General features: G+C 66.0%; 18 protein-coding genes and 1 pseudogene. 4 read left to right on the forward strand and 15 right to left on the reverse strand.

What is annotated here, in order from left to right:
• Positions 1 to 11 precede the first annotated feature (11 nt).
• A complete protein-coding gene (locus tag FIV02_RS21345) occupies positions 12 to 800 on the forward strand; it encodes an SDR family oxidoreductase (RefSeq protein WP_152489715.1) in 789 nt (262 codons plus the stop codon).
• Between the two features lie 21 nt (positions 801 to 821).
• On the opposite strand, the gene FIV02_RS21350 is transcribed toward FIV02_RS21345, so the two are convergent.
• Entirely contained in the window at positions 822 to 2,303 is a 1,482-nt protein-coding gene (locus FIV02_RS21350) for an AAA family ATPase (protein ID WP_037054968.1), read from the reverse strand.
• Positions 2,304 to 2,426: 123 nt separating this feature from the next.
• Between FIV02_RS21350 and FIV02_RS21355 the strand changes: the two genes are divergently transcribed.
• Together FIV02_RS21355 and coq7 are read left to right on the forward strand one after the other, a co-directional pair.
• Positions 2,427 to 3,260, forward strand: a complete 834-nt coding sequence (locus tag FIV02_RS21355; RefSeq protein ID WP_152489716.1) for an SUMF1/EgtB/PvdO family nonheme iron enzyme — start codon at positions 2,427 to 2,429, stop codon at positions 3,258 to 3,260.
• A gap of 61 nt (positions 3,261 to 3,321) precedes the next feature.
• Complete coding sequence (gene coq7 / locus FIV02_RS21360; protein ID WP_037054971.1) at positions 3,322 to 3,969, forward strand: 2-polyprenyl-3-methyl-6-methoxy-1,4-benzoquinone monooxygenase; 648 nt, start codon at positions 3,322 to 3,324, stop codon at positions 3,967 to 3,969.
• Between the two features lie 49 nt (positions 3,970 to 4,018).
• On the opposite strand, the gene FIV02_RS21365 is transcribed toward coq7, so the two are convergent.
• Positions 4,019 to 4,441 (reverse strand): OsmC family protein, encoded by a 423-nt coding sequence (locus FIV02_RS21365; protein ID WP_037054973.1) that lies wholly within the window; start codon positions 4,439 to 4,441, stop codon positions 4,019 to 4,021.
• Positions 4,442 to 4,676: 235 nt separating this feature from the next.
• Here FIV02_RS21365 and crp point away from each other — a divergent pair, with 235 nt between their 5' ends.
• Entirely contained in the window at positions 4,677 to 5,321 is a 645-nt protein-coding gene (gene crp / locus FIV02_RS21370) for a cAMP-activated global transcriptional regulator CRP (RefSeq protein WP_037054974.1), read from the forward strand.
• A 51-nt stretch (positions 5,322 to 5,372) separates the two neighbouring features.
• On the opposite strand, the gene trpC is transcribed toward crp, so the two are convergent.
• The 13 genes and pseudogenes from trpC to FIV02_RS21440 form a co-directional block, all read right to left on the reverse strand.
• A complete protein-coding gene (trpC, locus tag FIV02_RS21375; protein WP_152489717.1) occupies positions 5,373 to 6,212 on the reverse strand; it encodes an indole-3-glycerol phosphate synthase TrpC in 840 nt (279 codons plus the stop codon).
• A complete protein-coding gene (gene trpD / locus FIV02_RS21380; protein ID WP_152489718.1) occupies positions 6,209 to 7,255 on the reverse strand; it encodes an anthranilate phosphoribosyltransferase in 1,047 nt (348 codons plus the stop codon). Before trpD ends, trpC begins: the two co-directional genes overlap by 4 nt.
• Positions 7,252 to 7,848 carry an aminodeoxychorismate/anthranilate synthase component II gene (locus FIV02_RS21385; RefSeq protein ID WP_037054979.1) on the reverse strand — a complete coding sequence of 199 codons (597 nt, stop codon included), beginning with the start codon at positions 7,846 to 7,848 and terminating at the stop codon, positions 7,252 to 7,254. Before FIV02_RS21385 ends, trpD begins: the two co-directional genes overlap by 4 nt.
• Positions 7,849 to 7,861: 13 nt before the next feature.
• The gene (gene trpE / locus FIV02_RS21390) at positions 7,862 to 9,352 is read right to left on the reverse strand and encodes an anthranilate synthase component I (protein WP_152489719.1); all 1,491 of its coding nucleotides are present in this window, start codon (positions 9,350 to 9,352) and stop codon (positions 7,862 to 7,864) included.
• Positions 9,353 to 9,601: 249 nt separating this feature from the next.
• Positions 9,602 to 10,386: pseudogene (locus FIV02_RS21400) on the reverse strand (phosphoglycolate phosphatase).
• Positions 10,383 to 11,057 carry a ribulose-phosphate 3-epimerase gene (rpe, locus tag FIV02_RS21405; RefSeq protein WP_013717380.1) on the reverse strand — a complete coding sequence of 225 codons (675 nt, stop codon included), beginning with the start codon at positions 11,055 to 11,057 and terminating at the stop codon, positions 10,383 to 10,385. The pseudogene FIV02_RS21400 and the gene rpe overlap by 4 nt, the downstream one beginning before the upstream one ends.
• Before the next feature lie 193 nt (positions 11,058 to 11,250).
• A complete protein-coding gene (gabD, locus tag FIV02_RS21410; RefSeq protein WP_152489721.1) occupies positions 11,251 to 12,705 on the reverse strand; it encodes an NADP-dependent succinate-semialdehyde dehydrogenase in 1,455 nt (484 codons plus the stop codon).
• 55 nt (positions 12,706 to 12,760) lie between these two features.
• Entirely contained in the window at positions 12,761 to 14,140 is a 1,380-nt protein-coding gene (locus FIV02_RS21415) for a membrane protein (RefSeq protein ID WP_047589098.1), read from the reverse strand.
• Between the two features lie 79 nt (positions 14,141 to 14,219).
• The gene (locus FIV02_RS21420; RefSeq protein WP_152489722.1) at positions 14,220 to 15,368 is read right to left on the reverse strand and encodes an iron-containing alcohol dehydrogenase; all 1,149 of its coding nucleotides are present in this window, start codon (positions 15,366 to 15,368) and stop codon (positions 14,220 to 14,222) included.
• Positions 15,369 to 15,545: 177 nt separating this feature from the next.
• Positions 15,546 to 16,916, reverse strand: coding sequence for a sigma-54-dependent Fis family transcriptional regulator (locus FIV02_RS21425; protein ID WP_152489723.1), 1,371 nt, complete (start codon positions 16,914 to 16,916; stop codon positions 15,546 to 15,548).
• A gap of 57 nt (positions 16,917 to 16,973) precedes the next feature.
• Positions 16,974 to 18,017, reverse strand: coding sequence for an ABC transporter substrate-binding protein (locus tag FIV02_RS21430; RefSeq protein ID WP_152489724.1), 1,044 nt, complete (start codon positions 18,015 to 18,017; stop codon positions 16,974 to 16,976).
• 105 nt (positions 18,018 to 18,122) lie between these two features.
• Positions 18,123 to 18,950, reverse strand: a complete 828-nt coding sequence (locus FIV02_RS21435; RefSeq protein WP_037054990.1) for an ABC transporter permease — start codon at positions 18,948 to 18,950, stop codon at positions 18,123 to 18,125.
• A 172-nt stretch (positions 18,951 to 19,122) separates the two neighbouring features.
• Positions 19,123 to 20,370: an ABC transporter permease gene (locus tag FIV02_RS21440; protein ID WP_134676503.1), complete on the reverse strand. Its 1,248-nt coding sequence runs from the start codon at positions 20,368 to 20,370 to the stop codon at positions 19,123 to 19,125.
• Positions 20,371 to 20,381 lie beyond the last annotated feature (11 nt).

The following is a 20,381-nucleotide window of genomic DNA, read 5'->3' on the forward strand; positions in this document are numbered from 1 at the left end:
GACGCCCCATCATGCGCAGCTATGCATTGGTTACCGGCGCATCCAGCGGCATCGGCCTGGCCATGGCCGAAGCCCTGGCGCGTCGTGGGCGCAACCTGATCCTGGTGGCGCGCCGGCGTGAAGCCCTGGAAAGCATCGCCTGCGAGCTGGCACAGCGCTTCGGCGTCGAAGTGCTGTTCCGGCTCTGCGACCTGAGCGAGCCACTGCAGCTGTCCGGGCTGCTGATCGAACTGGAACAGGGCCAGTGGCACATCGACCTGCTGGTGAACAACGCCGGCCTGGGCTGTGCCGGCCCGTTCCTCGAACAGGACTGGGGCCGCGAGCAGGAGCAGTTGGAAGTCAACGTCCTGGCCTTGACCCGCCTCTGCCATGCCCTCGGTCAGCGCATGGCCGAACAGGGCGGCGGACAGATTCTCAACGTGGCATCGGTCGCGGCGTTCCAGCCGGGCCCTTGGATGAGCAGCTACTACGCCAGCAAGGCCTATGTCCTGCACTTTTCCGAAGGCCTGCGCGAGGAGTTGCGCGCGCGTGGCGTCCGGGTTTCCGTCCTCTGCCCCGGGCCGACGCACAGTGCATTCTTCCGCTCGGCGCGGATGGACGTCAGCCGCCTCGCCGGCAGCAGGCTGATGATGAGCGCCGAGGAAGTGGCGCTGCTCACCGTGCGCTCCCTGCAGAAAGACCGCGCCCTGATCATTCCCGGTTGGCGCAACCGCCTGCTGGCAATGAGCCCGCGCCTGGCGCCGCGCTGGCTGGTGCGCAAGATCAGCGCACGCCTGACCCGCCCCTTCACTGGCGCCTGAGCCGTTCGCGACAGCCCGACGTCAGCCCGCGTTGACCGTTCTGCCGTCCGCCCAGTCACGCAGCGCCGCCAGCCGCTCGGCCATCACCACCGACAGCGGCGCCGTGCCCTGCAGCACACGCACCACCAGCGCCTGGTCGACCGACTGCTGTTGCGCCTGACCGGCGTACAGCGCACTGACCACCGCCTGCTCGATCTCCGCGCCGGAGTAACCCTCGCTGGCCGCCGCCAGTTGTGCCAGGTCGAACCCGGCAGGATCCAGCTCGCGGCGCTGCAGGTGGATGCGGAAGATCTCGGCGCGGACCTCGGCACTCGGCAGGTCGACGAAAAACAGCTCGTCGAAACGCCCCTTGCGCACCAGCTCGGGCGGCAGGCGGTCGATGGCATTGGCCGTGGCCACGACGAACACCGGTGCCTTGCGCTCGGACATCCAGGTCAGCAGGGTGCCGAGCACCCGCTGGCTGACCCCGCCATCATGGTCACCACTGGCCAGGCCCTTCTCCACCTCGTCCATCCACAGCACGCAGGGGGCCATCTGTTCAGCCAGGCGCAGCGCCTCACGCAGGTTGCGCTCGGTCTCGCCGAAGAACTTGTTGTACAGGCAGGCGAAGTCCAGGCGCAGCAACGGCAGCCCCCAGAGACCGGCCACCGCCTTGGCAGCGAGGCTCTTGCCGCCGCCCTGCACGCCGACCAGCATCACCCCCTTGGGCGCGTCGAGCTGCTTGCCCTCGAGGAAACCGGCCTGCCGCTCCGCCAGCCAGCGCTTGAGGTTGACCAGGCCACCGACTTCCGCGAAGCGTGCGGTGTCGTACTCGAAGCTGAGCACGCCTTCCAGATCGAGCAGCTGGAACTTGGTCTTGTTCAGCTCGGGGATATCTTCCTGGGTGATCGCCCCGTCGTCGCAGATCACGTTGCGTGCCAACGCACGCGCCTCGGCATGGCTGAGGCCGCGCAGGTTCTTGACCACCTGCTGCAGCGTGCGATTGTCGGTGCGCACCCGCGCCCCGCGGTTCCCTTCGCTCCAGCGCGTCGCCTCGTCACGCACGATGCCGAGCAGTTCGTCCTCGGACGGCAGCGCCAGGCTGAAGCGCGCAGCATAACGCTGCACCTCGGCCGGCAGCTTGAGCGCGTGCGACACCAGTACCAGCGTCGGCTTGTGCGCCCCCTCGCTCATGGCGATCTCCTTGAGCAAGCGCACCAGACGAGGGTTGTCATCGAGGAATGGGTGCAGATCGCACATCACGTACAGGTTGGGCTGCGGATCGACCTTGATCAGGCGCAACGCGGCATCCGGCTCCAGGGTGGGCGACTCGTCCACCGCCGCGCCACCGAAGCCGAGGCGCTGCAGGCCTTCGGTCACCGACCAGGTGTGCAAGCCCAGGCCGCGCTTGATCGCCAGCCCTGTCAGGGTCTCCAGAACGCGCAGCTCGTCCCAGGACTCGATGACGATCAGCTTGACCTTCGAGTCCAGCACCAGCCCCAGATCGTGAATATCGTTCTTCAACACCTGCTCCTTGTGAGGTTGGGTCTGCCCGGCGAGCAAGGTTAACATCCGCGATTTGGCAGAATCGGGAGCTCGCCGCATGGACCGTCTAAACACGCAGATCGTCGCCGCAGGCAACCTGCCATGCAAGTGCTGATCGCACGCGCTGTGACACGGCAGCTATCCCTCGGCCTCGCCGGCCTGGCGCTGCTGGCCCTGCCGGCGTTCGCCAGCGAGCCGATCAGCGATACACTGGCCAGCGGCGGCACAGGGCCCGAACTGGTGGTCATCCCCGCCGGGCAGTTCCAGCTGGGCGATGGCAGCGGCCGGGGCAACGACAACGAGCGCCCGCCACGCACCGTGACCTTCGCCGCGCCCTTCGCCATCGGCCGCTACGAGGTCACCTTCGCCGACTGGCAGCGCTATGCCGAAGCCGCCAACCTGCCCATGCCCGACAACGAGGGCTGGGGCCTCTCCGCACGGCGCCCGGTGATCCACGTGTCCTGGCGCGACGCGCATGCCTATACGCAATGGCTGTCGCGCCAGAGCGGCGCCCGCTACCGCCTGCCGACCGAGGCGGAGTGGGAATATGCCGCTCGCGGCGGTAGCCCGAGCTACTACTGGTGGGGCGATGAACTGGACAGCAGCGAGCAGGCGCCGCGCGCCCACTGCCGTGGCTGCGCGACATCACGCCTGTTGCGCAACAAGACCGCCGCCGTGGGCCAGTTCCCCGCCAACGGCTTCGGCCTGAGCGACACGGCGGGCAATGTCTGGGAATGGACCGCGTCGCGCTTCACCCAGCGCTTCGACGGCAGCGAAACGCAGAGTGCCGGCCTGCTCGACGACAGCCCGCGCGTGGTACGCGGCGGTGCCTGGAACAGCGGCCCGAGCTACCTGCGCAGCAGCATGCGCGACCTCAAGCAGCTGCACCACCGCGACTACGCCCTGGGCTTTCGCGTCCTGCGCGAGTTGCCCTGACCCCGGACGCCCCGGCCACTTTGCAGTAGACTAGGCGCGTTGTTCCTTCTGGAGGTGCCCCATGGCCAGCGAACGCCAGTATTCCCCCGTCGATCGCCTGCTGCTGCAGGCCGATGCCGCCCTGCGCACCCTACTGCCCTTCAGCGGCGCATCGGCTCGCCCCTCACCCGCCGTGGTGCAGAACGAGGCGGAGCTGAGCAGCGAGGAGTCGCGCCACGTCGCCGGGCTGATGCGCATCAACCACACCGGTGAAGTCTGCGCCCAGGCGCTGTATCAGGGACAGTCGCTGACGGCCAAGCTGCCGGAGGTGCGCAGCGCCATGGAGCACGCGGCCGATGAGGAAATCGACCACCTGGCCTGGTGCGAGCAGCGTATCCGCGAACTGGGTAGCCACCCGAGCGTGCTCAACCCGCTGTTCTACGGGCTGTCCTTCGGCGTGGGCGCCGTTGCCGGCCTGGTCAGCGACCGGGTCAGCCTGGGCTTCGTCGCCGCCACCGAGGATCAGGTCTGCAAGCACCTGGACGAACACCTGGAGCAGATTCCCGAACATGACGCCAAGTCGCGCGCCATTCTCGAGCAGATGCGCATCGACGAGCAGCAGCACGCCAACAGCGCGCTTGCAGCCGGCGGTGTACGCTTCCCGGCGCCGGTCAAGTTCGGCATGACCCTGCTATCGAAGGTCATGACCAAGAGCACCTACCGCATCTGAATGAACGAGGGCGCCCATGGGCGCCCTCGTCGTATCACGCGAAACCCGCTCAGCCCAGCTCGACGATTTCGTAGTCGTGGCTGATGTCGACACCGGCACGGCCCAGCATGATCGAAGCCGAGCAGTATTTCTCCGCCGACAGCTCTACGGCACGCTTGACCTGAGCCTCTTTCAAGCCACGCCCCTTGACCACGAAGTGCAGGTGAATCCTGGTGAACACCTTGGGCTCCTCGCCTGCGCGCTCGGCATCGAGGAACACCTCGCAGCTCTCCACCGGCTGGCGCCCCTTGCGCAGGATGCTGACGACATCGAAGTTGCTGCAGCCACCCAGGCCGATCAGCAGCATCTCCATCGGACGGATGCCCAGGTTGCGACCTCCGGCCTCGGGCGGGCCGTCCATGACCACGGCATGGCCACTACCGGATTCCCCGAGAAACAGGGCTTCGCCGGCCCACTGCACGCGCGCTTTCATCTATCCAGGCTCCGTTGCTTTGCAAAGGCACGCAGGTTAGCACAGCCCCGCGACATCCTGATGCACGCGCCAAGCGTCAAAGTTCCACTAGGCTGTGTTAGGCAGGTCACAAAAAACACCCTTCATTTTGTGCGTCTGTTAAGCTGGCGCCGGATTGCTGGCACACTTGGCCGGATAACTAATAAGAAATTGCCTGTTGGACAAAGGCCTACTTTTCTATATTCGGGACTCGGGCATGGTCGCTATTACCCTTACACCAAAAATCAAACATCTCGACAAGTTGCTCGCGCACTGTCATCGCCGTCGCTACACCGCGAAAAGCACCATCATCTACGCAGGTGATCGTTGCGAAACCCTGTTCTTCATCGTCAAAGGTTCGGTCACCATCCTCATCGAGGACGACGACGGCCGCGAGATGATCATCGCCTACCTCAATGCCGGCGACTTCTTCGGTGAAATGGGCCTGTTCGAGAAAGAAGGCACGGAGAAGGAGCGCAGTGCCTGGGTACGCGCCAAGACCGAATGCGAGGTCGCGGAAATCAGCTACACCAAGTTCCGCGAACTGACCCAGCAAGACCCGGACATTCTCTTCGCCCTCGGCAGCCAGATGGCCGAACGCCTGCGCAACACCACGCGCAAGGTCGGCGACCTGGCCTTCCTCGACGTGACCGGCCGTGTCGCGCGCACCCTGCTCGACCTGTGCAAGCAGCCGGACGCCATGACCCACCCGGACGGCATGCAGATCAAGATCACTCGCCAGGAAATCGGCCGCATCGTCGGCTGCTCCCGCGAGATGGTCGGTCGCGTGCTCAAGTCCCTGGAGGAACAGGGGCTGGTGCACGTCAAGGGCAAGACCATGGTGGTGTTCGGCACTCGCTGAGCACGCCACGCAATGAAAAAAGCCGGCTCTGAGCCGGCTTTTTCATGCGTCCTAGTCGGGATCCTTGCCGATCACCGTGGCCCGCCCGCGCTCGGGAAAGAACAGGCGCTGCAGCTCCACGCCCGGCTCCTGCGCGCGCATGAAGGCTTCGCCGACCAGGAAGGCGTACACCTCGCTGATCTCCATCAGCTCGACATCGGCCCGGTTGAGGATGCCGCTCTCGGTCACCACCAGGCGATCCCTTGGGATACGTGGCAGCAGGTCGAGCGTGGTTTCCAGGCTGACCTCGAAGGTGTGCAGGTTGCGGTTGTTGATACCGACCAGGGGCGTATCGAGGGTGGTCAGGGCGCGCTCAAGTTCGTCGCCGTCATGCACCTCCACCAGCACATCGAGACCAACATCCTTGGCCACCGAGGCCAGTTCGGCCATGCGCACGTCATCCAGGCAGGAGACGATCAACAGTACGCAGTCGGCGCCCAGGGCGCGGGCTTCGACGATCTGATACGGATCGACCATGAAGTCCTTGCGGATCACCGGCAGCGTGCAGGCCGCACGGGCCTGCTGCAGGTACTGGTCGGCACCCTGGAAGAAGTCGATATCGGTCAGCACCGACAGGCAGGTAGCGCCGCCGGCCTCGTAGCTGCGGGCGATGTCGGCCGGGATGAAGTCCTCGCGCAGGATGCCCTTGCTCGGCGATGCCTTCTTCACCTCGGCAATCACTGCCGGCTGCTTGCGCGCAGCCTGCTCCAGCAGTGCGCGGGCGAAACCGCGCGGTGCGTCGGCGCTGCGGGCTGCGACCTCGAGTTCGGCGAGGCTGACCTGCGCGCGGCGCGCCGCCACTTCCTCGAACTTACGGGCAACGATCTTCTCCAGTACGGTTGGTACGCTCACCCTTCGTTCTCCTGTCTGAATACCGCGGTAAAGGACACCAGCTCCTCCAGCTTCTCGCGCGCCAGTCCGGTGTGCAGGGCGTCATGCGCGAGCTGCATGCCTTCGTTCAGGGTACTGGCATGGTCGGCGGCGTACAGCGCCGCACCGGCATTGAGGACGATCATATCGGCCGCCTTCTGTCCATTCTCGGTCTTGCGTCGACCCAGCGCGTCGCGAATCAGCTCCAGCGACTGCTCGGCGTTGTCGACGGTCAGGCCGATCAGGCTCTGGCTCTTGATGCCGAAATCCTCTGGCTGGATGCGGTACTCGCTGACCGCCCCATCCTTCAGCTCGGCGACGAAGGTCGGTGCAGCCAGGCTGATCTCGTCCAGGCCGTCCTGCGCATGCACCACCAGTACGTGCTGGCTACCCAGACGCTGCAGCACCTCGGCCATCGGCCGGCACAGCGCCAGGCTGAACACGCCGATCACCTGATGCCGGGCACCCGCCGGGTTGGTCATCGGGCCGAGCATGTTGAAGATGGTCCGCAGCCCCAGTTCGCGACGGGGGCCGATGGCGTGCTTCATCGCCCCGTGATGGGCAGGGGCGAACATGAAGCCGACCCCGACGCTTTCCACGCAACGCGCCACCTGTTCGGGCTTGAGCCCCAGGTAGACCCCGGCTGCCTCGAGCAGATCGGCACTGCCGCTCTTGCCGGACACCGCGCGGTTGCCATGCTTGGCCACCTTGCCACCGGCAGCCGCGACGACGAATGCCGCAGCGGTGGAGACGTTGAACACGTTCATGCCGTCGCCGCCGGTGCCGCAGGTATCGACCATGCGCTCGGCGTCGATCACCACCGGGGAGGCCAGCTCACGCATCACACTGGCAGCACCGACGATCTCGTCGATGGTCTCGCTCTTCATGCGCATGCCCATGAGGAAGGCGCCGATCTGGGCGTCGGTGCACTGGCCGGTCATGATCTCGCGCATCACCGCCTGCATTTCCTCGGTGGTCAGATCGAGCTGGGCGACGATCCGGTTGAGGGCTTCCTTGATGTTCATGCGCGCACGCCTCCGGTCTGCTTGAGGAAGTTGGCGAACAGTTCGTGGCCCTGCTCGGTCAGGATGGACTCGGGGTGGAACTGCACGCCTTCGATGTTCAGGGTCTTGTGGCGCAGGCCCATGATCTCGTCGACCGAGCCGTCGTCGTGCTGGGTCCAGGCGGTGATTTCCAGGCAGTCAGGCAAGGTCTCGCGCTTGACCACCAGGGAATGATAGCGGGTCACGGTGAGCGGCTTGTTGAGGCCGGCGAACACCCCCTTGTCCTCGTGGAACACCGGGCTGGTCTTGCCGTGCATCACCTGGCGCGCACGCACCACGTCGCCGCCATAGGCCTGGCCGATGCTCTGGTGGCCCAGGCACACGCCCAGGATCGGCAGCTTGCCGGCGAAATGCAGGATGGCCTCGATGGACACCCCCGCTTCGCTGGGCGTGCACGGCCCCGGCGAGACCACGATGCGCTCGGGCTTGAGCGCCTCGATCTCGGCCACGCTGAGTTCGTCGTTGCGAATCACATGCACGTCGGCGCCCAGTTCACCCAGGTACTGCACGACGTTGTAGGTAAAGGAGTCGTAGTTGTCGATCATCAAAAGCATGGTGCGGCGCCTCTTATTCCTGAGCCTGGGGAGCGGTCTGTTCAGCCAGCGCAACGGCGCGGAACATCGCGCGGCGCTTGTTCAGGGTTTCTTCCCACTCCAGGGCAGGCACCGAATCGGCGACGATACCGGCGCCAGCCTGTACATGCAGCTCGCCATCCTTGATCACCGCGGTGCGGATGGCGATGGCAGTGTCCATGTTGCCGTTCCAGGCGTAGTAACCGACCGCACCGCCGTAGACGCCGCGCTTGACCGGCTCCAGCTCGTCGATGATTTCCATGGCGCGGATCTTCGGCGCCCCGGACAGGGTGCCCGCCGGCAGGATCGCGCGCAGCGCATCCACCGCCGACAGCTCGGGCTTGAGCTGGCCGGTGACGTTGGAGACGATGTGCATGACGTTGGAATAACGTTCGATGACCATCTTCTCGGTGAGCTTGACCGAGCCGATCTGCGACACACGGCCGGTATCGTTGCGGCCCAGGTCGATCAGCATCAGGTGTTCGGCGACCTCCTTGGCATCGCCGAGCAGGTCCTGCTCCAGCGCCAGGTCAGCCTCTTCGGTGGCACCACGCGGCCGGGTACCGGCGATCGGGCGCACGGTGACCAGGCCATCCTCGACCCGTACCAGCACTTCCGGCGAGCTGCCGACCACGTGGAAGTCGCCGAAGTTGAAGAAGTACATGTACGGCGTCGGGTTGATGCAACGCAGCGCGCGATACAGATCGATGGGCGCGGCCTGGAAGCCGATGGTCATGCGCTGGGAGATCACCACCTGCATGCAGTCGCCGGCCAGGATGTATTCCTTGATCGCACTGACCGCCGATTCGTAGTCACCCTTGCTGTAGCTGGAGCGGAACGCCGGCTCCTCGCCCTGTGGCGCAGCGAGGTCCACGCCGAGGCGCGGGGTGATCGGCTGACGCAGCTTGTGCAGGATCTCGCGCAGGCGCGCATGGCCCTGCTCGAATGCATCCGCCTCATCGGGGTCGGCCAGGACGATGGCGTGCATCTTGCCCGCCAGGTTGTCGAACACCACCACGGCGTCGGACACCATCAGCAGGATATCCGGCGTACCCAGCGGGTCCGGATTCGGGCAGCTGGCCAGCTTCTGCTCGACATAGCGCACGCTGTCGTAGCCGAAGTAGCCCACCAGGCCACCGTTGAAACGCGGCAGGCCGGCGATGGTCGGCACCTTGTAGCGCGCCTTGAACTGCTCGACGAACGCCAACGGGTCGGCACTCTGCTGACGCTCGACCTCGACGCCGTCGGTGCTCACCACGACGTCATGGCCGTGCACGCGCAACACGGTACGCGCCGGCAGGCCGATGATCGAATAACGCCCCCACTTCTCGCCGCCCTGCACCGATTCGAGCAGGTAGGAGTTCGGCGCATCGGCCAGCTTCAGGTAGATGGACAGGGGCGTGTCGAAATCCACCAGGGTTTCGCAGGCCAGGGGAATGCGGTTGTAGCCTTCGCCGGCTAAACGCAGGAATTCTTCATGGGTCATGATCAGCCTCATGGCTCGGGGAAAACGGTCGGGTGCAAACGGGCCGCGCGCAGCGGCAGGAAAAAATCAGGCGCGCCAGCGCCAGCGGGCCAGAGCCTTGATGACTTTCATCCAGAGTTTGCAGCTAACCACCACGGTGCGATCTCGACAGGCGGGGGAATAAGGAGAGCGGCCAAGGTAGCAGCTACACACTACAGGCTGCAAGCCGGGTAAGGCGATAGCGTTGCAGGAGCGGACCTCTCCACGGAATCAGCGATGAATCCGCGCCTGCGCCAGCCGGACAGCCGCCTCACCCGCCACGGCCCGACCGCCCACCGGCAAGCTCACCGCAGTGGATCGATGCGGCGCCCCCCCTACAGCAGTTCGGCGAGGCTATCCACGACCAGGCTCGGCTGCTCCTCGTCGATGGGGCGCCCGTGGTTGTAGCCGTAGCTCACCGCCACGCACGGCACGCTGGCAGCACGCGCGGCCAGCACGTCGCTGCGCGAATCCCCGACGAACAACGACTGCCCGGCGTCGACACCCGCCAGGTGCATCACCTGCAGCAGCGCGGCCGGGTCGGGCTTCTGCTGCGGCAGGGTGTCGCCGCCGATGATCCAGCGGAAGTACCCCCCCAGACCGACCTGCTCCAGCAGCGGTGCAACGAAGCGCTCCGGCTTGTTGGTCACCACCGCCAGTTCCACGGCCGCCGTGCTCAGGGCCTCGAGCAGCTCGTGCACGCCGGGATAGAGCGCCGTCAGCTCATGGCAATCGGCGTAGATCTCGAGAAAGCGCGCCAGCGCCTCTTCCGTCGCGGCCTCTGTCACCGCCGCATGCTCCAGGCCATCGGCCAGGGCGCGTCGCACCAGCACACGGGCACCGTTGCCGACCCAGTCACGAACCTTCTCGATACCCGCCGGAGCACGCCCCTGCTCGACCAGCATGCGGTCGACGGCGGCGGCCAGGTCCGGCACCGAGTCGATCAGCGTGCCGTCCAGGTCGAACATCACCAGCCGCGGCAGCTCGCCGCCGCACAGCTCGCGCAGCGGTTTCATCCACGCACCTGGGCCAGCTCGGCACGCATGGCATCGATCACGGCCTTGTAGTCCGGCTGGTTGAAGATCGCCGAGCCGGCGACGAAGGTATCGGCGCCCGCCTCGGCGATTTCGCGAATGTTCTGCACGTTGACGCCGCCGTCGATCTCCAGGCGGATCTCACGACCGCTGGCGTCGATCAGCGCGCGCGCCTCGCGCAGCTTGTCGAGGGTGCCGGGGATGAACTTCTGCCCGCCGAAGCCCGGGTTGACGCTCATCAGCAGGATCATGTCGACCTTGTCCATCACGTACTTGAGCACGTCCAGCGGCGTGGCCGGGTTGAACACCAGGCCGGCCTTGGCGCCACCGGCCTTGATCAGTTGCAGCGAGCGGTCGATGTGCTCGCTGGCTTCCGGGTGGAAGGTGATGTACGAGGCGCCGGCCTCGATGAAGTCACCGATGATGCGATCCACCGGCTTGACCATCAGGTGGGCGTCGATCGGCGCGGTGATGCCGTACTTGCGCAGCGCCGAGCAGACCATCGGGCCGATGGTCAGGTTGGGTACGTAGTGATTGTCCATGACATCGAAGTGGACGATGTCCGCCCCGGCGGCGAGCACGTTATCCACTTCCTCGCCCAGGCGGGCGAAGTCGGCGGACAGGATCGACGGGGCGATGGCGAAGGGTTGCATGGCGCACCTCTGAGTGCTTGATCACGGTGGCGGGCATTGTAGCGGCTCGAGCCTCATCTGGCAGCGCCGCCCGAGGACGCCGCTGCCAGATAGTCACAAGCACTGCACGCCGGGAGGCGCTTCAGCGGCAAGCGCTGGACGTTCGGGCCGGTAGCCGCCGCGGCCGAAGCCCCTCCCACCTGCGCGCCCCGACTCAGATACCGCCGAGGCAGAGGTATTTGATTTCCAGGTACTCATCCAGCCCGTACCTGGAGCCTTCGCGGCCCAGCCCGGAGGCCTTCATGCCACCGAACGGCGCCACCTCGTTGGAGATCAGCCCGGTATTGATGCCGACCATGCCGTACTCCAGCGCCTCACCCACGCGGAAAGCGCGGCCCAGATCGCGGGTATAGAAGTAGCCGGCCAGGCCGAACTCGGTGTCGTTGGCCTGGCGCACCACCTCGGCTTCGTCGCTGAAGCGGAACAGCGGCGCCAGCGGACCGAAGGTTTCCTCGCGGGCCACGCGCATCTGCGGCGTCACGTCGACCAGCACGGTCGGCTCGAAGAAGTTGCCACCCAGCGCCTTGCCGCCCTGCACCACCCTGGCGCCCTTCTCCAGCGCATCCGCCAGGTGGCTCTGCACCTTGGCCACGGCGTTGCCATCGATCAGCGGCCCGGTGGTCACCCCTGCCTCGACGCCCTGTCCGACCTTGAGCCTGGCCACCGCCGCCGCCAGCTTCTCGGCGAAGGCGTCATACACGGCGTCCTGCACGTAGATGCGGTTGGCACAGACGCAGGTCTGCCCGGCATTGCGGTACTTGGCGACCATGGCACCCTCGACCGCCGCATCCAGGTCGGCATCGTCGAAGACGATGAACGGCGCGTTGCCCCCCAGCTCCAGCGACAGCTTCTTCAGCGTCGGCGCGCATTGCTCCATCAGCTTGATGCCGACGCCGGTCGAGCCGGTGAACGACAGCTTGCGCACGACCGGATTGGCGCACAGCTCGCCACCGACCTCGCGGGAGCGCTCGGCATCGGCCGGCAGCACGCTGAACAGGCCCGCCGGGATACCCGCGCGCTCGGCCAGCACGGCCAGGGCCAGGGCACTGAAGGGGGTCTGCGGCGCCGGCTTGAGCACCATGGCGCAACCGGCGGCCAGTGCCGGCCCGGCCTTGCGGGTGATCATCGCCGCCGGGAAGTTCCAGGGGGTGATCGCCGCCGCCACGCCGACCGGCTCCTTGGTCACGATCAGGCGCTTGTCCGGCTGGTGGCCGGGGATGGTGTCGCCATAGACACGCTTGGCCTCCTCGGCGAACCATTCGATGAAGGACGCGGCATACAGCACCTCGCCCCGCGCCTCGCCCAGCGGCTTGCCCTGCTCGGCGGTCATGATCTGCGCCAGGTCTTCCTGGTTGGCCAGCATCAGCTCGTACCAGGCGCGCAAACGCGCCGCGCGTTCCTTGGCGGTCAGTGCGCGCCAGGCCACCTGAGCGACCTGCGCCGCGTCGATGGCGCGACGGGTCTCGCCCGCGCCCATGTTGGGCACACGGCCCAGCGACGCGCCGTTGGCGGGATTGAAGATTTCCGTGGTCGCGCCCTCGTCGGCATCGCACCACTGGCCATCGACGTAGGCCTGGTGACGCAGCAAATCAGCATCGATCAGTTTCATGCATGGCTCCTGCAGCCGGAGGCGCACGGCCTCCGGCAGGTCGGTTAGGAAGGAATCACTCGGCCGGTGGCAGATCCTTGGTGAAGGTCTGGTCGTTCTCGCCACGGAACATCCGCGCGCCGTAGATCAGCGCGCAGAGGCCGACGCCGATGGCGAAGGCCCAGCCGGCGCCCTTGATCGCCAGCACCGCGCCGATCACCCCGGCGATCCCCAGGTCACGCTGGCTGCGGGCTTCCATGATGCCCAGGCGTACGCTGACGTAGCCCTGGATCAGCAGGGTCAGCGCCAGCGCCACACCGAGAATCGGCTGCAACAGGGTCACCACCGGCAGCAGCAGCAAGCCGGTGTTGGTGCCCCAGCGGAACCAGCCGACGCCACCGTAGATGGATTTCATGGCCTTGGCGCCGCCCTTGAAGCGCTCGGTGATCACCACCTGCATCGCCGACCACTGCGGGCCGCACATGGCCACGTCCGGGCCGAAGATGCTCATGAAGGCGTTGCGCCCGCCGAAGATCAGGTGCGAGCGGTCGGGGTTGAAATCGACCTTCTCGTCACGGCGCACATGGTCGGCCTCGGAGAGGATCGCCCTGGCCCCCAGCACGTCGCCGAACACCACCAGGTAGGCAGCCAGCACGGTGGGGATGGCAGTGACGAACATCATCAGCGGCGGCATGCCGAGACCGAACACGGTGTATTCGCGCCACAGCGTGGCGAAGTCCGGCTGGCTGATGCCCCACTCGATCTTCGGCCACGGTGCCTCGCCGAAGATCGGCGCAACGAACACCGCCAGCAGGATGATCGGGAAGATGCCCAGCTTGGCGAAGTTCCACCAGAAGCGGCTGCGCTTCTTCAGCTCCTGGAAGTGCATGGAGAACACCAGGTAGAAGGCGATGCCCACCGCGATGGAGATGGTCCAGGGGAAGCTGTCGAAGCGGCCGCCTTCCTTGAACACCGTGACCACCGCACTCAGGCCGGCGCCCATGATGATGCCGGCCTTGAGCGCCGAGGGCACCAGCGACACCACCTTGCGCGCCATGCCCGTCATCCCCAGGCCGATGGAGAACACCCCCAGCATCAACTGGAAGGCGATCAACGCGTGAACCCGCTCCGGCCCCTCCGGGAACTGGCTGCAATAGGCCATCAGCAGGGGAATCGCCGGGGTGATCCAGCCGGGCACCACCGGATCGCCGAGCAGGTGGTGCACGAGGTAGAGCAAGCCATTGAGCATGACCACCGCCAGCGCGACCTCGAACGGCATGCCGAGGAATTCGGTCATCAGCGGAATCGCCGCCAGGTCCACCGCACACATGAGCAGGCCCTGCATGTAGTCGGAGGCTTCGAAGCGGTAATGAATGAACGGCAGACGCACCTTGAATGGCCCCAGCGGCCAGTAAGGTGCTTCCGCGCCCAGTTCGGATTGATGCAGTTCGGACATGTGAGTCACCCAGCCTTATTAGAGTTGTAGTCAGCCGGCCCCAGCAGGCTGGGGCCTTTCAGCGGTTGTCGCGCAGCGCTCAGTAGGCGGCGCGGTAGATCTGCTCGATGTCGCCGGCAGTCAGGCGACGCGGGTTGTTGCGCATCAGGCGGTCGATCCGGCTGGCCTCTTCGGCCATGGCCGGGATGGCGTCTTCGGGCACACCGAAGCTGCGCATGCCCTTGGGAATGTCGACGCTGGCGCACAGCTCGGCCATGGTCTCGACCGCCAGATCGGCGGCCGCCTTGTCGCTCAGGCCGTGGGTCTGCACGCCCAGGGCGGTGGCGATTTCCGCCATGCGTTCGACGCAGGCCAGCTTGTTCCAGGCCATCACATAAGGCAGCAGCAAGGCATTGCTGACCCCGTGGGCGATGTTGAAACGCCCGCCCAGCGGATAGGCCAGGGCGTGCACCGCACCGACCCCCGCATTGCCGAAGGCCATGCCGGCCATCAGGCTGGCGGTGGCCATGTCCTCGCGCGCGGCCAGGTCGGCGGGGTTGGCGTAGGCCTTGGGCAGAGCCCTGGCGATCAGCTTGATGGCGCCAATGGCCAGCGCGTCGGTGATCGGCGAGGCATTGACCGACAGGTACGACTCCACCGCATGCACCAGTGCGTCGACACCGCTGGCCGCAGTGACGCCGCGCGGACAGGTCAGGGTCATCACCGGGCTGACCAGCGCCACGTCGGGCAGCAGGTAGTCGCTGACGATGCCCTTCTTCAGTTGCGCCTGCTTGTCGGACAGGATCGACACATTGGTCACTTCCGAGCCGGTGCCGGCGGTGGTCGGGATGGCGATCAGCGGCGGGCCCTTGCGCTTGACCTGGTCGACGCCGAACAGCTCTTCCAGCGCGCCGTCATGGCCCACATAGCCGGCCACGGCCTTGGCGATATCGATGGCGCTGCCACCGCCCACGCCGATCAGGCCGTCGTGGCCACCCTCGCGATAGACCTTGGCACAGGCCTCGACGATGGCGATCTCCGGCTCCGGTTCGACACCGTCGAAGATGCCATAGGCCATTTCCCCCAGTTGCCCGAGGACATGCTCGACCGTACCGGACTTGATCAGGATGGTGTCGGTGACGATCAGCGGGTTGCTGATCTTCAGGCGGGGCAGTTCGCTCGCCAGCTGTTCGACGGCGCCCTGGCCGGTCAGCAGCTTATTGGCGATCTTGAATGCAGCAATACTCATCAGCAGGCCCTTTATGCGTTGTTTTGCGAAACGGGGTCGGGCGCTGCAATAGCGATTCCTGTGCCACTTCGCGCAAAGCACCGCCGCAGAGGGCTTGCGTCGATTTGCCACAGTGTTTTTCAAGGCAGCATTGATCGGAAAACCAATCAAAAAGCCGCCTTACGATCCATTTTCCAATCAGCCCTGTTCCCAGCGCTTCATCTTCTGCACCAGGGTCGCCTGGCTCAGGCCCAGCACCCTGGCAGCCTCTCGCGTGGTCTTGTGCTGCACCAGCGCCTGGCGGATCAGGCGGCGCTCCAGCTGCTCGACCTGCTTGCGCAGCGGCAGCAGGTGCTCATCGTCACGCGCGCCACGGGCGGCGCGCATCTCCTCGGGCAGGTCGAACAGCTCCACGCTGCCGGCGCTGCAGGTGACCACCAGGCGTTCGACTAGGTTGATCAGCTCGCGGATATTGCCGGGCCAATCGTAGTCGGTGAGCGCATCGAGGGCCTCCAGCCCCCAGCTCAGCTCGCGGCCGTAGCGCTGGTTGAACTCGACCAGATAGAAATCCAGCAGCGGCTGGATCTCCTCGCGCCGCTCACGCAGCGCCGGCACATGAATCGGCACCACGTTGAGGCGGTAATAGAGGTCGGCGCGAAAACGCCCTTCGCCGACCATCGCGCGCAGGTCGTGGTGCGTGGCGGTGACGATGCGCACGTCCACTTCCTTGAGTTCCAGCCCGCCGACCGGAATGAAGCGGCTCTCCTCGATCACCTTGAGCAGCTTCACCTGCAGCGCCAGCGGCAGGTCGCCGATTTCGTCGAGGAACACCGTGCCCTGGTGCGCCAGCTCCAGCAGGCCGCGCTTGCCCTTGCTGCCGGCACCGGTGAAGGCCCCGGCGACGTAGCCGAACAGTTCGGCCTCGATCAGGTTCTCGGGAAGCGCGCCACAGTTGAGCGCCAGAAAGGGCTGTGCCGCCCGCGGGCTGCTCTTGTGGATGTACTGCGCGATGAGCGTCTTGCCCACACCGGTTTCGCCCTGCAGCAGCACCTTCACGTCGCTGGCGGCGACCTGACGGGCCAGGGCGAAGACCCTGCCCGAGGCGGGCAGATTGGCCACGGGCGAAGTGTCGAGCAGGTCATCGCGCTGGCCGGCATGCAGCCTGGCGGTGCTGCTGCGCAGCTTGCGCAGTTGCTGCAGCTCGTCGCGCTCGTGCTTCATGCGCAGCAGTTCGGTCATGTCACGCACGGTGCTGACCACATAACGCACGCGCCCGTCCTCGGCGAAGATCGGCGTACCGCTGACCAGCAGGCGCTTGCCCTGGCTGACGCTCTGCATCAGCGACAGCGCCTTGCCCTCCTTGAGCACGCGCAGGGAAACCGATTGCGAGATCACCCCCTGCTCCACCAGCGCCTGCATGTGCTGGCCGACCACGTCCTCGCTGCGCAGTCCGGTCAGGCGTTCGTAGGCGCTGTTGACCTTGAGGGTAATGCCGTCGGCATCGGTGATGTAGACACCGTCATGCAGGGCATCGAGCAGTTCGCGAAACCCCGGGGCATCGAAATCCATCAGGCATACTCGGCTGGCTTAAAGCACGAATTCTATCGCTGCCTGCCGCCGCCTGCCTCAGCGTGACGCCCACTGTTCGAAGCGCGCTTCCAGGTCGGCACCGTGTTCGATCCAGAATTCCACCCCCATCGGCAGTGCCTGCTCGAGGTTCTGCGGCGCGGTCGGCAGCCTGGCCAGGCGCTGCGCGTCGAGCCCCGCCTGGGCGTCCTGGCGGATCGGCCCGTAGGGAATCTGCTCGGAGAAGGCACGCTGGGCGTCGGCCTGGCTGGCGAAGCGGATGAACGCCTGCGCCTGTGGCGTGTTGAAGCTGCCCTTGGGAATCGCCCAGTAATCGAAGTCATAGACGCTGCCGGCCCAGATCAGCTGCAACGGGTCGCCCTGATCCTGCGCCGTGGCGATACGGCCGCTGTAGGCCGCACTCATCGCCACGGAGCCATCGCGCAGGCGCCGCACCGGCTCCTCCCCGGCTTCCCACCAGTGGATATCGGCCTTGATCTGATCGAGCTTGGCGAAGGCCTGGCGCACACCGGCCTCGCTGGCCAGGCGCGCATATATCTGCTGCGCCGGCACGCCATCGGCCAGCAGAGCGAATTCGAGGTTGTACTTGGCCCCCTTGCGCAGGCCGCGTTTGCCCGGGAATTTCTGCACGTCCCAGAAATCGGCCCAGCCGGTCGGTGCCTGGCCGAAGCGTTTGCTGTCGTAGGCCAGTGCCATGGACCAGACGAAGATGCCCACGCCGCAGGGCCGTATCGCCCCCGGCAGATAGCTGGAGGTATCGCCCAGCGCGCTGGCATCGATCGGCTGGAACAGCCCTTCCTCGCAGCCCCGCACCAGCTCGGGCGCCTCGACCTCGATCACGTCCCAGCTGACGTGCTGCATCGCTTGCATCTTGCGCAGCTTGCCGAAGTCGCCGTTGTAGGAGCCACTCACCACCACGACATCGGAGGCTTCTCGGAACGGGCGATAGAAGGCTTCGCGCTGGGCATCGCGCACCGAGCCACCGAATGAAACGACCCGCAACTGCGATACGGCCTGGGCCACATCGATCGAAGCCACGCAGCACAGGGCGAGCGCCCAAGGCCAATTACGTTTCCACAGCATCCTTGATTCTCCCTGTGAACGGCCGGCGCAGCCTCACGGGCCATGCCGGCACGCATTCGCTAATGATGACTCAGGCATGCGGCCCCTTGCGCCGCACGGGTGAACTCACTCCACTTGCTGGGTACGCAGGCGCTCGCTGCGGCCGCGCAGCCACTCCAGGGTCAGCAGGAGCAGCACGGAAAAGCCGATCAGCAAAGTGGCAGCAGCCGCGATGGTCGGCGACAGGTTCTCGCGAATGCCGCTGAACATCTGCCGGGGCAGAGTCGCCTGCTCGGGGCCGGCGAGGAACAGCGTCACCACCACTTCATCGAACGAGGTGGCGAAGGCGAACAGCGCACCGGAAATGACGCCAGGCGCGATCAGCGGCAGCGTCACGCGGCGGAAGGTGGTGATCGGCGAGGCACCGAGGCTGGCCGCGGCGCGCACCAGGTTGTGGTTGAAACCCTGCAGGGTCGCCGACACGGTGATGATGACGAAGGGCACGCCGAGCACCGCATGCACCAGGATCAGCGACAGGTAGCTGTTACCCAGGCCCAGGGGCGCGAAGAACAGGTAGCTGGCCACGCCGATGATCACCACCGGGACGATCATCGGGGAAATCAGCAGGCTCATGACCAGCGCCTTGCCACGAAACTCGCCACGGGTCAGGCCGATGGCCGCCAGGGTGCCGAAGCCCATCGCCAGCATCGTCGCCGCCGGGGCGATGATCAGGCTGTTCTTCAGCGAGCGCATCCAGTCGGCGGACATGAAGAAGTCCTCGTACCAGCGCAGCGAGAAGCCCTGCAGCGGGTAGACGAGGAAGGTGCCGGAGTTGAACGACAGCGGCACGATCACCAGCACCGGCAGGATCAGGAACAGCAGCACCAGGCCGCAGAGAATGCGCAGGCCGTAGTACCAGAGGCGCTCGACGGGTGACATGTAGGGGCTGAGCATGGCTGTGACTCCATTTAGCGTTTAGCTCCCCTCTCCCGCTGGCGGGAGAGGGTCTGGTGAACATCAGGGACGTAGAGCAGCGGTGCCGACACAAGCACCCTCTCCCGCCCTTCGGGCACCCTCGCCCATGAATGGGCGAAGGTCATCGGATGGCCTGCTACGCAGGCCGCTTTCAGCCAAGCCGCAGCTTGCTCGCGCCGACCAGCCAGCTGTACACCACGTAGAGCACCAGGGTCGCCGCCAGCAGCAGGCCGCCGAGGGCCGTGGCCATGCCCCAGTTGATGGTGGTGTTGGTGTAGAAGGCGACGAAGTAGCTGATCATCTGGTCGTTCGGGCTGCCCAGCAGCGCCGGGGTGATGTAGTAGCCGATCGACAGGATGAACACCAGCAGGCAGCCTGCGCCGACACCGGCCAGGGTCTGCGGGAAGTACACCCGCCAGAAACTGGCGAACGGGTGGCAGCCGAGCGACACCGCCGCGCGCATGTAGCTGGGCGAGATGCCCTTCATCACGCTGTAGATCGGCAGGATCATGAACGGCAGCATGATGTGCACCATCGCCACGTACACGCCGCTGCGGTTGAACACCAGTTGCAGCGGCTGCTCGATGATGCCCAGCGAGATCAGCGCACTGTTGATCAGGCCGCCCGACTGCAGCAGCACGATCCAGGCCGCGACCCGCACCAGGATCGAGGTCCAGAACGGCAACAGCACCAGGATCATCAGCAGGTTGCCGGAACGGGTCGGCAGGTTGGCCAGCAGGTACGCCAGCGGGTACGCCAGCACCAGGCAGATGGCGGTGATCACCAGGCTCATCCAGAAGGTACGGGCGAAGATGTCCAGGTAGATGGCCTGGTCCGGCGTGGCCTTGGCCAACTCACCGAGGTCGTCGATGCGGTGATCGAGCGCGGCCAGCAGGTAGTAAGGGGTGGCCGACGACGCGTTGCGGCGGATCACCTGCCAGTAGGCGGGGTCACCCCAACGCTCGTCCAGGTCGAGGAAGGCCGTCTGATAGGAGGCCGGCTCCTCACGTAGCGGCAGCTTGCGTGCGGTACTGCTGACCAGGCTGCGGAAGCCTGCCAGCTCCATGTTCAGGCGCTTGGACAGGTCACCCAGCTGCTGATTGCGACGGGCCTCGGCAAGATCCTCGGCGATCGCCCGATAGGCCGGCTCGGCGGGCAGGCCACGGCCATCCCAGGTGGCGAGCGCCTCGACGGTACGCGGCAGGCTGCCGACCACTTCCGGGTTGTCGACACTGCGCAGCAGCAGGGCGCCGATGGGCAACAGGAAGGTCAGCAGGAGAAACAGCAACAGCGGCAGGATCAGCGCCTTCGACTTCAGGCGATTGAAACGCTCGGCACGGGCCAGACGCTGTTTCAGGCTGGGCCCTGGCATATCGGTGGCAGGCAGTACGGCGGCCATGGACAACTCCG

The sequence above is a fragment of the Pseudomonas sp. THAF187a genome, assembly GCF_009363395.1.
GTDB lineage: Bacteria > Pseudomonadota > Gammaproteobacteria > Pseudomonadales > Pseudomonadaceae > Aquipseudomonas > Aquipseudomonas khazarica.

Coding starts and splice junctions, on each gene's coding strand:
- FIV02_RS21420 (WP_152489722.1), bottom strand. CDS start 15,368: ATGAGTATTGCTGCATTCAAGATCGCCAATAAGCTGCTGACCGGCCAG.
- gabD (WP_152489721.1), bottom strand. CDS start 12,705: ATGAAACTGATCGATGCTGATTTGCTGCGTCACCAGGCCTACGTCGAT.
- FIV02_RS21345 (WP_152489715.1), top strand. CDS start 12: ATGCGCAGCTATGCATTGGTTACCGGCGCATCCAGCGGCATCGGCCTG.
- FIV02_RS21355 (WP_152489716.1), top strand. CDS start 2,427: ATGCAAGTGCTGATCGCACGCGCTGTGACACGGCAGCTATCCCTCGGC.
- FIV02_RS21415 (WP_047589098.1), bottom strand. CDS start 14,140: ATGTCCGAACTGCATCAATCCGAACTGGGCGCGGAAGCACCTTACTGG.
- FIV02_RS21430 (WP_152489724.1), bottom strand. CDS start 18,017: ATGCTGTGGAAACGTAATTGGCCTTGGGCGCTCGCCCTGTGCTGCGTG.
- rpe (WP_013717380.1), bottom strand. CDS start 11,057: ATGCAACCCTTCGCCATCGCCCCGTCGATCCTGTCCGCCGACTTCGCC.
- crp (WP_037054974.1), top strand. CDS start 4,677: ATGGTCGCTATTACCCTTACACCAAAAATCAAACATCTCGACAAGTTG.
- trpE (WP_152489719.1), bottom strand. CDS start 9,352: ATGACCCATGAAGAATTCCTGCGTTTAGCCGGCGAAGGCTACAACCGC.
- FIV02_RS21440 (WP_134676503.1), bottom strand. CDS start 20,370: ATGGCCGCCGTACTGCCTGCCACCGATATGCCAGGGCCCAGCCTGAAA.
- coq7 (WP_037054971.1), top strand. CDS start 3,322: ATGGCCAGCGAACGCCAGTATTCCCCCGTCGATCGCCTGCTGCTGCAG.
- FIV02_RS21425 (WP_152489723.1), bottom strand. CDS start 16,916: ATGGATTTCGATGCCCCGGGGTTTCGCGAACTGCTCGATGCCCTGCAT.
- FIV02_RS21385 (WP_037054979.1), bottom strand. CDS start 7,848: ATGCTTTTGATGATCGACAACTACGACTCCTTTACCTACAACGTCGTG.
- FIV02_RS21435 (WP_037054990.1), bottom strand. CDS start 18,950: ATGCTCAGCCCCTACATGTCACCCGTCGAGCGCCTCTGGTACTACGGC.
- trpD (WP_152489718.1), bottom strand. CDS start 7,255: ATGAACATCAAGGAAGCCCTCAACCGGATCGTCGCCCAGCTCGATCTG.
- FIV02_RS21365 (WP_037054973.1), bottom strand. CDS start 4,441: ATGAAAGCGCGCGTGCAGTGGGCCGGCGAAGCCCTGTTTCTCGGGGAA.